Annotated in this window: 12 protein-coding genes and 1 tRNA gene; 4 read left to right on the forward strand and 9 right to left on the reverse strand. The window is 58.5% G+C overall.

Annotated elements, in window-relative coordinates:
* Positions 1–184 precede the first annotated feature (184 nt).
* Positions 185–814, reverse strand: a complete 630-nt coding sequence (locus NW848_RS10690) for a cobalt-precorrin-8X methylmutase (protein ID WP_011429368.1) — start codon at positions 812–814, stop codon at positions 185–187.
* Positions 815–1,307: 493 nt separating this feature from the next.
* On the opposite strand from NW848_RS10690, the gene NW848_RS10695 reads away from it, so the two are divergent.
* Positions 1,308–2,378 carry an alpha/beta fold hydrolase gene (locus NW848_RS10695; protein WP_099884263.1) on the forward strand — a complete coding sequence of 357 codons (1,071 nt, stop codon included), beginning with the start codon at positions 1,308–1,310 and terminating at the stop codon, positions 2,376–2,378.
* A gap of 141 nt (positions 2,379–2,519) precedes the next feature.
* Here NW848_RS10695 and NW848_RS10700 read toward each other — a convergent pair whose 3' ends face one another.
* The 3 genes from NW848_RS10700 to rimP all read right to left on the reverse strand — a co-directional run bounded on the left by NW848_RS10700 (position 2,520) and on the right by rimP (position 5,223).
* On the reverse strand, positions 2,520–3,167 hold the full coding sequence (locus NW848_RS10700) for a flavin prenyltransferase UbiX (RefSeq protein ID WP_011429365.1): 648 nt from the start codon (positions 3,165–3,167) through the stop codon (positions 2,520–2,522).
* A 55-nt stretch (positions 3,168–3,222) separates the two neighbouring features.
* A complete protein-coding gene (gene nusA / locus NW848_RS10705) occupies positions 3,223–4,590 on the reverse strand; it encodes a transcription termination factor NusA (protein WP_011429364.1) in 1,368 nt (455 codons plus the stop codon).
* Positions 4,591–4,749: 159 nt separating this feature from the next.
* Positions 4,750–5,223 (reverse strand): ribosome maturation factor RimP, encoded by a 474-nt coding sequence (gene rimP, locus NW848_RS10710; protein WP_099812470.1) that lies wholly within the window; start codon positions 5,221–5,223, stop codon positions 4,750–4,752.
* A gap of 321 nt (positions 5,224–5,544) precedes the next feature.
* On the opposite strand from rimP, the gene NW848_RS10715 reads away from it, so the two are divergent.
* Positions 5,545–6,060: a TIGR02652 family protein gene (locus tag NW848_RS10715; protein ID WP_011429361.1), complete on the forward strand. Its 516-nt coding sequence runs from the start codon at positions 5,545–5,547 to the stop codon at positions 6,058–6,060.
* Between the two features lie 34 nt (positions 6,061–6,094).
* Here the strand turns inward: NW848_RS10715 and NW848_RS10720 are convergent, their stop codons facing one another.
* Positions 6,095–6,235, reverse strand: a complete 141-nt coding sequence (locus tag NW848_RS10720) for a hypothetical protein (protein ID WP_011429360.1) — start codon at positions 6,233–6,235, stop codon at positions 6,095–6,097.
* Here NW848_RS10720 and NW848_RS10725 point away from each other — a divergent pair.
* The gene (locus NW848_RS10725; protein WP_049749706.1) at positions 6,185–6,577 is read left to right on the forward strand and encodes a DUF29 domain-containing protein; all 393 of its coding nucleotides are present in this window, start codon (positions 6,185–6,187) and stop codon (positions 6,575–6,577) included. The two genes, NW848_RS10720 and NW848_RS10725, sit on opposite strands and share 51 nt — an antisense overlap.
* A gap of 112 nt (positions 6,578–6,689) precedes the next feature.
* Here NW848_RS10725 and NW848_RS10730 read toward each other — a convergent pair.
* Positions 6,690–6,761, reverse strand: a tRNA-Met gene (locus tag NW848_RS10730).
* Between the two features lie 59 nt (positions 6,762–6,820).
* On the opposite strand from NW848_RS10730, the gene NW848_RS10735 reads away from it, so the two are divergent.
* Positions 6,821–7,366: a GDYXXLXY domain-containing protein gene (locus NW848_RS10735; RefSeq protein WP_414508712.1), complete on the forward strand. Its 546-nt coding sequence runs from the start codon at positions 6,821–6,823 to the stop codon at positions 7,364–7,366.
* A 35-nt stretch (positions 7,367–7,401) separates the two neighbouring features.
* Here the strand turns inward: NW848_RS10735 and NW848_RS10740 are convergent, their stop codons facing one another.
* The 3 genes from NW848_RS10740 to NW848_RS10750 are packed head-to-tail and all read right to left on the reverse strand — an operon-like array spanning position 7,402 to position 11,141.
* Positions 7,402–8,046 (reverse strand): Rho termination factor, encoded by a 645-nt coding sequence (locus NW848_RS10740; RefSeq protein ID WP_414508711.1) that lies wholly within the window; start codon positions 8,044–8,046, stop codon positions 7,402–7,404.
* Positions 8,039–9,388 carry an AAA family ATPase gene (locus NW848_RS10745; protein ID WP_414508710.1) on the reverse strand — a complete coding sequence of 450 codons (1,350 nt, stop codon included), beginning with the start codon at positions 9,386–9,388 and terminating at the stop codon, positions 8,039–8,041. The genes NW848_RS10740 and NW848_RS10745 overlap by 8 nt, the downstream gene beginning before the upstream one ends.
* A gap of 46 nt (positions 9,389–9,434) precedes the next feature.
* Entirely contained in the window at positions 9,435–11,141 is a 1,707-nt protein-coding gene (locus NW848_RS10750) for a phosphoketolase (protein WP_414511101.1), read from the reverse strand.
* Between the last annotated feature and the right edge of the window lie 108 nt (positions 11,142–11,249).

The following is an 11,249-nucleotide window of genomic DNA, read 5'->3' on the forward strand; positions in this document are numbered from 1 at the left end:
CGGCAATTTGGGCTGCAAAGGCCTGCCGCATCTCCGTCATCTGGGCCTCAAACCGCTCGGCAGCTCTCTGCTGTTCGGCTCGGATCTCTTGAAGCTGTTCTTGTTGAAGCTGAAGGTTGCGGATCAGCCACTCCTCTTGTTCGGGGGTCATGGGAAAGGTCTGAAGATGTCGTTCCAATTCTAGTCAGTTGGGGATGGGATCCCGGCGGGCGGCCAGCAGTAGGGCATTGACGATGGCAGCGGCCACCGGGGATCCGCCTTTGCGGCCCTCCACCCGAATCTGGGGGACATCCGTTTGCGCTAGCGCCCGTTTGGCCTCTTCCACTGCCACAAAGCCCACTGGCACCCCGATCACCAGGCTGGGCCGGATCCGCTGGGCCCGCATCTCTTCCACCAGCGCCAGCAGCGCCGTGGGCGCGTTGCCGACGACAAAGATCGCTTCCGGGTAGCGCCGGGCTACCTTGACCATCCCCTGGGCCGTGCGCGTTTGCCCGGCTTCAAGAGGCTCTTCTGCCCAGTCCAAAGCGCAATGGAGCGGGATCCCCTGCGCCGCGAGGCCAGCTTGGATCCCGGCGGCCACCATCCGCACATCCACCACCAGCGGCCGTCGTTGCCGCAGGGCCGCCAGTCCCGCCTCAACTGCCGTGGGGCTGAACACAAAGCGATCCCGCAGCTCGAAGTCAGCGGTGGCGTGGATGGCGCGGCGCACGATCTCATAGGGGATCCCTTGCCAGGGGTGGGGGCCGATCTCTTGGTCAATCTGGCGGAAGCTGGCCGCTGTAATGGGGTCTATCCAAGCTGTTTCATCCATCATGGGATCGGTAGGCAGAGCCACATCTGGCAGGAGGGTTTTCTCCATCCTGTTGACGCAAGCGGTTTTGTTTGGAAAAAGGGGTGGGGAATGTCCAGAAAAAGCTGCTCAAGAGGGTTATCTGAGAGAAACGCCCCTCCAGTCCACTCTAGACGCCCTCCAGCAACCGCTAAGATCGGTCTATCCTGATGGAGGTGGGCCTGCTGTTGTCACATACAAAAGGATAGCTTGGTAGCCCCGCACTTTAGTGCGGGGCGGAAAAGCCCGCTAGCGACTTTAGTTGCTAACTGCTATAATCCTAGCCAGACCAGGGGAAAACGCTAACTACGGTGAAAAACCCGAGCAGCAACAAATCCTCTGGAGCGAGAAGTAAGCAGAACCTTGGGGCTTTGCCTTAAGGAACTGTCTAGAGGCGCTTTGACAACGCCGTTATGGGTTCTTTTGTGGACTGCGTAAGAATCCCCCGCCTTTAGGCGGTGGGAGTGTCAATCCTCCCTTGCCTGAACATAACCCTCCTTCTTCTTCTCCCTCTGCTGCTGTCGGCGGGGCAGGTTTCCCCTCCCTTGCGACGCCCCCCTCTTCGGTCGGCAGCAGGGATCCCGTCTCAGGGCTTCCTCGCTATGGTCATTCCCAAACCTGGCTCTGGCGCGGCTGGCCTATTCATTTCACCTACACCCCCAGTCGCGCCCAAACCGCCAGCGGCCAGGTGAACTTGACGGCGGCTCCGGCCATCTTGATCCATGGCTTTGGGGCCTCGGTGGGCCATTGGCGCCACAACATTGTTCCTCTGGGATCCCAGCGCTCCGTCTATGCTCTCGACCTGCTGGGATTTGGCGAGAGTGCCAAGCCGGAGATCGCCTACAGCGTCGATCTGTGGGTCGAGCAGGTGTACGAGTTTTGGCGAACCCACATCCAGCAGCCCAGCCTCCTGGTAGGCCATTCCATTGGGGGCCTGGTGGGGGTGATTGTGGCTGCCCGCTATCCCCAGATGGTGAAGGGTTTGTGCTTGATCAGTTGTGCCGATGGGCCTCACCCCGAAGAATTGTCCCCTCCTTGGGATGTGTTGGTGCAGGCCCTTTGCGAAGGGATCCTGGCTGTTTTGGGCTGCCCGCTCACCTATCCTCATTTGTTTAACTGGCTGCGACAAACCGAGGTGCTGCGGGCCTGGATCAAAAATGTCTACAAGCGGGACGAGCAGGTGGACGAGGAGCTGGTGCAGATCTTCCAGAGGCCGGCCTTTGAGCCGGGGGCAGCCCACGTGTTTTTGGATAGCCTGAGGGCCATTCTCTGCCGCCGCTTCGACAGTCCCAAGCGCCTGTTGCCCACGCTCAAGATGCCCATTCTCCTCCTCTGGGGCCAGGAAGATCCGGCGGTGCCCAGCTTTTTGGCGGATCAGTTTAAGCGCTGGCAGCCGGCTCTTACGTTGGTGAAGCTGCCAGGGGTGGGCCACTGCGCTCACGACGAGCTGCCCCACTGGGTCAACACCCTCATTAGTGAGTGGGCAGCTAGCCTGGAGACTTGCCCTAACTTGTCCACCCACCTTCGCAAGAATCCCGCGGCTGGCTAGTCCAGCCAGTTCCCCTGCCCAGGTTCAGCAGTGCCCTCCCTGCTAGCGGTGAAACCTTATGTATGAATGAATGATCGCGCTAGGTGGGAACCTCCCTCTCCGGTTGGGAAAGCGGCTAGGGATGAGGGCCAAGGGATCCCTTTAGTCCTCGGGGGGCAGCTTGAGGATCTGACGCTGACGCATCCCCTGCCAGCGCTGGATGAGGTCGCTGTCGATGCCAAACTGATCCAGGGCCTTCACCACCACAAAGTCCACCAAGTCCAAGAGGGTACGCGGCTGGTGGTACCAGGCCGGAATGGCCGGGACGATGCGCGCCCCTGCCTCTGCCAGGATGGTCAGGTTGCGCAGGTGAATGAGGCTGAAGGGGGTTTCCCGCGGCACGATGACCAGGCGGCGGCCTTCTTTGAGCTGCACGTCAGCCGCCCGCTCCAGCAGGTCAGAGCTCAGCCCAGCGGCCAACTTGGCTACCGTGCCCATGCTGCATGGGATCACCAACATCCCCTGCGTGCGGTAGGAGCCGCTGGCAATGGTTGCCCCCACATCTTGCCAGCGGTGGCAGACCAAGGATCCGCCCTCGCTTTCGGCCTGCTGCCGCCAAAACTGGGCCTGCCGCTGGGGATCTGCCGGCAACGGCACCCCTTGCTCCCCTTGCCACACCTGATAGGCCGCTTTGGAGGCCACCACCTCGACGCGGTAATCCAGGCTGAGCAGAACGTGTAGGGCGCGCACGGCGTAGAGCATCCCGGAGGCGCCCGATATACCAAGGATGATCGGCTGGGAGGAGTTCAAGGGCAGGCGGAAAGGGTCTTTACCTCAGTTTACCGACTGCCGAGGCCCCTCGGCTCTAGGCCTTGGGCTGGGCGATGTCGAACTCGGCGTCGTAGTCGAAGTCCTCGTCTTCCTCGACCCAGTCTTCCTCCAGCCTATCGTCCTCTTCCAGCTCCTCCTCTAGGCGAAGCTTCTCTGGGTACTCCTCGTCCAGCCCCAAAGCGGCTCGCTCTTCCCGCCGCCGGAAGCGCTCCAAAGCCGCCGGCGTGATGAAGGGATACGGCAGCCCCTGCGCTTGCGCCTCCTCCAGCGCTGCCCGGTAGCTCTCCACTTCCTTGATGTCAATTTTCCAGCCAGTGAGGCGAGCGGCCAGGCGCACATTTTGCCCCTCTTTGCCGATGGCCAGGCTGAGCTGGTCGCTGGTCACCAGCACATGGGCCTGTTGGATCTCCGGATCCACCAACCGCACCTCCACCACCTTGGCCGGGCTGAGGGCGTTGGCGATGTAGGTGGCCGGATCCGGCGACCAGCGGATGACGTCGATCTTCTCGTTGCGCAGCTCTGCCACCACCGCCTGAATCCGGGATCCCCTTGCCCCAATACAGGCCCCCACCGGATCCACGTCCCGCTCCACGGTATCGACGGCAATCTTGGTGCGCGGCCCCACGTTGCGGGAAGGCGGGTTGGCCTCCCGCGCCACCGCCACGATGCGCACAATGTCCTCTTCGATCTCCGGCACCTCGTTGGCGAACAGGTTCACCACCAAGCCGGCGTCGGCTCGAGAAACCAAAAGCTGCGGCCCCCGCCGGGATCCCTCGTATACCTTTTTGAGGTAGACCTTCATCACCGCGTTGGGGGTGTAGCGATCGCTGGCCAACTGCTCCTTCTTGGGCAGTTCGGCTTCCACCTCCGGCTGCCCAAAACCGCTGGATACCGCCATGATCACCGTCTGCCGCTCCGTGCGCAGCACCCGTGCCTGCAACACGGTATTTTCCAGGTCGCGGAACTCTTCTTGAATCAGGCGGCGCTGCTGGTCACGCAACTTCTGGGCCAGCACCTGCTTGGTTTGGATGGCCGCCATGCGGCCAAACTCCGCCTGTTGGGGAGTGACGTCATTGGTTACTTCCCAGCCAACTTCGGCTTCCGGGTAGTCCTGCTGCACGTCGTACAGGGAGATCTCGTGATCTGGATCCCGTACCTCCTCGACAATGGTTTTGGTGGCCAAAATGCGAAAGCCCCCTGCCTCCACATCCAGCTCCACATCGAAGTTGCGGAAGTGGTCTTCTTCAAAGACGACATCTCGCTGAATGGTTTTGCGGTAGCGTTCGTAGCCCTTGAGCAGCGCCTCCCGCAAGGCGTTGGTGACCGCATGGCGGGGCAAGTTGCGCTCCCGCGAGATCATCTCCACCATTTCTGCCAAACCGGGCAGAGGCACCATCGACATAAGCTGTTGTCCTCCTAATGCAACTTAAGCTGGGATGAAACTGCTATCACTGTTGCTCCGCAATCCTGACGGGAAATGCATCGCCGCACAGCAGGCAGCTCCGACGCGAAGACAGGGCAACACACTTCGCGCTCGAACGTCCTCTCTATCCCCATTCCTCTACTCGGTTTCCGCCTCTGAGAGGACAACCCGCTGCACCGAGGCGCGGGGCAACTGCACGCGCCGTCCCTTGAGGGATAGGGCAACTTTCTCCTCATCCCGACCCAGCAGATGCCCTGACCAGACAGCTTTGCCCTTGTAGGGGGGATCCACCGTCACCTCCACCGCAAACCCTTTGAAAACCACAAAGTCGCGGTCGCTGATGAGGAGGTTGCTGATGCCGGGGCTGGAGACCTCCAGCACATAATGGCCGGGGATCAGATCCACTCGATCCAGCTCCACTTCCAAGGCCTGGCTCATAGCTTCGCAATCGGCGTGGCTGGTTTCCTGCTCCGGATCCAGCGGACGGATATCCACCCGCAGCACCGGCGGATACTGGTTGGTGTGAAAAACCATCTGTACCAACTCGTACCCCAGTCGAGCGGCCAAGGGACGGGCCAGACTCTCCAACTGCGGGATCAGAGGGTGAACCATAGCCAACTCATCGCCAACTCGGTGTAACGGCCAGATCCCAGCCCAGCGAAGCTGGAGCCGGCAGCGGGGGCATCTTCCCCCTAAAAAAGCAAAGAAGTGGGCGCTACCCACTCCCCGTTATCATTGCGGAGATCCTTGGGAATCTACCTGCCGTCGCGGGGGGCTTTGGGCAGGCTTTTCCCTGGCTATGATCTTAGAATACTTTGTCGGATTTGGCCAGAGGGATCCGCGTGAGCCAGATCTGCAAAAGGCCACACCTATAATTAATGTGGACAGCCGCGGATTTGCCCAGACACCCAGCCGCATTCTGTGGGGTTTCCTATGACCGTTGCTTTCTCCTATCCCATCTTTGGCCCCAGCATTCAATGCCCCCACTGTCGGCAGACGATTGCGGCCCTTACCCTGACCGATACCTACCTCTGCCATCGCCACGGCGCCTTTGAGGCAGATCCCGAGCAAGAGGAGCTGGTTCACCTGCAATCAGGGCGGCGTTGGCGCCTCTGGGAAGGCCGCTGGTACCGCCAGCACACCCATGCCGATGGGATCCGCTTCGAGATTCACGAAGAGCTGGATCGCCTGCGCATGCAGGGGATGCGGGCCACGCAGGTGATCGTGGCCGAGCGCTACCGCTCTTTGCTCACCCCCTACCTGGAGCAGGGATCCCAGCGGCGCCCCGGCCCACCCCGCCTCTACGGCCTGCCGGTTAGCTTCAGCTCCCAGCTTCCTGAAGGAGCCGGTGGCTCGCCGCAGCGCTGGCGGGTGATCAACTTCGAGCTGATCTGCGAGCTGGATCCGGCCATGCGACAGCCGCAATCCCGGCTGCAGTTCTGTGACTAGCCCTGAGAAAGGCAAGGTCGGGCTTTAGAAGCGGCTAACCCGCCTGGGATCCCCCCTCCGGCTCAGGGGAGGCTATACCCCAGTAGGTGTAGCCGACCCACTTTGGCTGGCTAGGCATGTAGAATTGTTCCAACTGCTCAAAGCGAAACCCTGCCTCTCGGAGCGAGCGGGCCATCTGGCAGAGGAAATCGAGGCTTTGGGCAGGCAAGAGCGCCGCGAATTGGTCAATCGCTTGGGGATCCTGCCGGGACACCTCCTCAAGGGGCAGTTCCAGCTCCAGCTTCGCGGCAAAAGTTGGCGGGCAACTATTAGCGAACAACGTCGCCAAATCCAGCAATTGCTCAAAGAGAGTCCTAGCCTAAAGCCTGAGCTTTTGGCAGCTCTGCCAGAGGCTTACCAAGACGGGATCCTGTTGGTGGTGAAAGAAACGCCGCTCTCGGAAGAGGATCTGCCCGCCGAGTGTCCCTACACGCTTGAGCAGGTAATGGATCTCGGCTTTTATCCGGGATCGGAATAGCTCAAGGGGCTTTGCTCGCCCTTGGAAGTGCCGCCTCTTGCAACCTGAGAGCAAAAGCCGGAGCTCCAGCTTAACTGTCCTCCACAAGCTGTAACCAGAGCCTTAGGAAGGATGGCTCAGGCGTGATTTGAACACGCGACCCAGGGCTTATGAGTCCCCTGCTCTACCGCTGAGCTACTGAGCCGGGAAGATGCTTAACTAGGATAGCATCTTTGTGCAGGAAGTTGCTCTCGTCGGCTGGCAATGTCGCCTCCTTTTCTTAAGGGATCCCTGTTTTGGCTGGCCCTGGTGCTGCAGGTGGGCCTGGTTGGGCTGGTGCCAGCTCGGAAGGCGCTTACCCTTGCCACTGGCTCCCCGATCTACTTGCAGATTGCTCCTCTGGATCCCTATGACCCCTTGCGGGGCCGCTACGTAGCTTTGAGCTACACCGTTGCCCAGCTTTCCACCCTAGAGAAACTGCCCGGCTGGTCCCCTGAGCTCGCTAAGCCAGGGATCCTCTACCTGTGCTTGGCTCCTCCTGCCGGGGATCCTGCTCAACCCTGGCAGGCCATTGCCATCAGTCGCGACCGGCCCAGGGAGCTGCGGCCTGGGGAGGTTGTCCTGCAAGGGTGGTTTGATGGGCGGCAGCTTAGGTTTGGGATCGAAGAGTTTTTCATTCCGGAAGCGCTGGGAGATGTTCTGGAACTAGAGATCCGCCGCAACCCAGAAACACTGCGAGCAGAGGTGAAGGTGGATCCCTGGGGCCGAGCAGCGCTGGTGGGCCTTTGGGTAGGAGAACAGCGGTACTAAGAGAAGAGTAAAGCTGGTCTTGCTCTGCCGCCCTTCTAGCCCTCTTTCTTTTTCCGAGAGCGAGTTGCGCTTGTTTTCTTGGCCCTGGCAGATGCTGTGGATTTTTTAGACGACTTCTTCTGGCTAGGAGGTGGCGCTGTAGGAGCTAGAAAAAATACTTCTTTCAGGGCCTCCAACTTTTTGCCTCGTGTAATTTTGCACCCCAGCTTGGTTATGGGGGTTAAGTCCTGCCACCAGCTCCTATCTGCCTCCGCAATTCGCGCGGCTGCAATGGTTATATCAACTCCCTTAAGGGGGGTGCCGGGCTGCTCGGCCAGGTATCTCAACGCGGCCAAGATAGTTTCTCTCGGGGCCTCTGTCAGATTCACCTTTGGGACAATTTCTCTGGTGAGGATTTGGGCCTGCTTAACCTGCTCTGGGTCGGGATCGACAACAATACACCAGAGCCTCTCCAGCCCTGCCTCTCGAGCAACTGCATAGACAAAATGGTTACCAACAACCCTGTACTGATAGTCGCCAGACTCGACCACCAGCAGAGGAACCCAGTTGTGTCCTCCTGTCGCCCTTAGCTGATCTGCGGCTGCGGCAACAAGGAAGGAGGGAGCAGAAAACCCGTCGGCGGGCGTAATGCTCTCAAGGGGTAAGTTAACCAACCTACCTAGATCTGAAAACTCACTCATCGATAAAGTACTCACGGGCAAGACTCTGGTAGTATTCTAAAACTTTCTTGTGATTAAAGACGGCAGGCTTTCGATCAAAGCTTGCAGAGGATATCACTACATAGTCAGGTATCCCAAAAATGCTTTTGTTTTCATTACCTCTCTTAAAATGCGGCCAGAAATATGGAAGTAGGTTCATGCTTCTCTCTTGGCTGACAATTTTTTCTATCTCATCATTTGCTCGTTTAATAGTGTTTTCGTTTCCTGAGGGGACGCCATTGAAAAAGATAGGCAAAGTCCTGGGGCCACCATCCTGTCGTGACCTAGCAGTTTCTGGAATAAACTGGGTGATTACTCTAGCAGCATTATTCAGGGAAGACAGATCGTCGGGGCGGGTAGGTATCAAAATAACATCGGCAGCAAAAACACCACTCTGGCTAAAGTAAAGCCATTGAGTTGGGCAGTCGATTAGGATGTAATCATACTCATTGCGAAGAGGGGCAATGAGATCGCGAAGGCGCCGAGTTCCCTTCTGGATATATGCTACCGCCTGGCTATCAGTTAACGTTTCCAGTTCAGGGTCTCTTGGGATGATGTCAAAGATGGAAACTATACTCTGTTTGCCTTGTCTAACTGTCTTGAGTCTGTATGTTTGGACAACGGAATGAACATCTATTTTGGGATCCTTTAAGCACTGCGTCAGTGTAATTTTTCCAGGAGTAACTCCCAAGCTTCTTGTCAGATCTCCTTGGGAATCAAAGTCAACAACTAAGACCTTTTTTCTCTTGGCTGCTAGTGTTGCCGCAAGGTTAATGACCGTCGTTGTTTTGCCTACGCCCCCTTTATTGTTATACACGCATACACTCAGAGCGCGCTCATAGTTTTCTATCTTGTCTCGCAAGTTACGCACTATGCTCTCAATGTTATCTGAGCTGATATCAAGGTTTGCTGTAGCGGGGTGAACGACTTTTCCGTGCTTTCTCCAAAGCTGGATGTTATTTGCATTGGTGATAATTCCCCATTTTGCAGATTTGCAGTTCTTGGCAAGCAAGTAACTTTCTATCTGACAAACTGCATCCCTATAGCAAGATCCTTCTTTGAGGTTGACTACTCTGGATTTTGCCTCCAAAAGCAAGTAGGGGTTCCTTTGGGAGTTAAAGAAAGTATCTTCAGGATCTTCGTTCTTTCTTGCGGCGAGGTCGACCTGGCCACAACCTGTCTCGAATTCATATCTAATTTCCAAGTCGTGAAAGCCAAGCGCATGCAGGAGGGGAACAGCAAAGTGTTGGACAATAACTCGCTCTACACTCTCGGTGGGAGATATCCTCTCAAGCTTCTCTCGGAGAGAGCTAGCCGCAGTCATAGGAAAAAATAAGGTGGACAATGCTAACCAAGCTAAAAGCTCGCCCTTAGCCTAGCAATTGCTTTGCCCTCTCTGCCAGCGCCTGGGCTGTCAGGCCGTTGTAGTCCATGAGCTCAGTAGGGGTGGCGGTGGTTTCGCCACGTTTCCAGGCAAAAAGGTCGCGCGGGCCGGTGTAGCGCAACAACAGGGGCTCCAACATCAGGCTGGATCCGCCGGTTACGCCAATAAGGGCCTCGCCAGCAAACCAGGCAGCAAACTCCTGGTCAGACATGAACTCCCCATCGGGTTGGGCACAGGTAGACCAGGCTATATCGCCGGGGCGATAGAGACGGCGGGGGTTGACCACGGAAACAATTTTGCTGCCGATCCCCTGGGCTTGGAGCTGCTCAGCCGCGGCAAACACCGGCAGGAGGATCATATCCCCCACCACGGCAAAGACCACTGTGCGGGATCCGGGCACTTCCTGCAGCACGGTGCAGCCCTGCTCTACTGCTTGGCGAGCCTGTTCCAGGGTGGTGCGGATGGGCAGGGGGGTTTTGCTGGCAAAGATCGGGATCCCTTTGTTGTAGGTAGACAAGGCCCACTCGTAGGCGGCTTGGGCGCAGTTGGCGTCGGGGGGAAAGAGGGGGAAGATGTTGCCGTTGCGCATCATGGCCGCCAGGTAGGCTTCAATTTCCGGGCGTTGGTGGGTCCAGCCGTTGCGGCCTTGTTCCAGGGCTCCGGCGGTGTAGAGAGCAATGGCGGAAGGGGTGGGGCGGCGCAGCTCGGCCATCGCCTGGGTCACCGTCTGCCAGATGGGCAGGCCGTTGACGGCAAAGGATTCGTAAGAACACCACAGGGAGCGCCCGCCAAAGAGCGCCAGGCCTGCCGTCAGGCCGGCACAAGCATCTTCGCTAAGGGGTTCGTAGACCTGCCCTTGGGGCTGTTGGTTGTAGAGGGGATCCGCCGTGGGGTGGATCACTTTCAGGCCCTGGTTGACATTGGCAAGGCCAGAGGCCTCATTGCCGTCAGCGTTGGCCACCAGAAAGTCGGGGTCTTTCTGCCCCACCTGTAGCACCAGGGCGCCGATGGCAGTGGTGGAAACCTGCTTATCGCCGAGGGAGAACTCGGTTAAGTTGAGGGATCCCAAGGGCGGCAGAGGGCGGACGAATTCGGTTACCACCACCTTGGCTGCCGGCCCGCCAGCAGCCCGTTCACAATTTTGGCGCACCAGAGCCCAAGCGGCTGGGTGCAGGGCCCGTGCCTCCAGAGCGGCCACGATGTCGGGGTGATCCAAGGTGTGGTGGGCGTAGAGGTTGTGGGATTTGGATCCCTTGGCGTGCACGCCTGCCCCCTTCAGTTGCTTGAGGATGAAAACCGTCAGGTGGCCGCCTAGAGCGCACTGGATGGCCCGTTCCATCTCTACCAGCACTCTTTGGACAAAGGCCAAGCGGGCTTCCAGGGAAAATTGGGTGCTATCCACGTAGGGGCCAGGCTGTTGGGCATCGTCGAAGTCTTTGGCATCCACCAGCACCACTTCCTCAAAGCCGTTGCCCCGCCAGTACTCGGCCATCTGAGCGTTGGTGAAGGTAGAGATCATGCTGTGGTGCTCTTGGCTGTAGCCGTTCCAGACCAGCACCGGCAGGAAGTTGGTGCGCTGCGGGAAGGCGGTGTGAAAGTGGATCATGGAGCTCATCACGTAGGGCTCCCCCAGGCCCCCATCGCCGATGGTGACGGGGAAGAGACGGTCTGGGTAAAGCAGAGCGGCAGCCATAGCAAAGTGCTGCCCCTGCCCCAGCGGCCCTGCTGGCCCCAAAACGCCCCCGATTTACACAGAAAAGTGACAAAACACACCATAAAATTAAAAAAAAAAGGCCTGCAA

The organism is Synechococcus sp. RC10A2, from assembly GCF_047502605.1.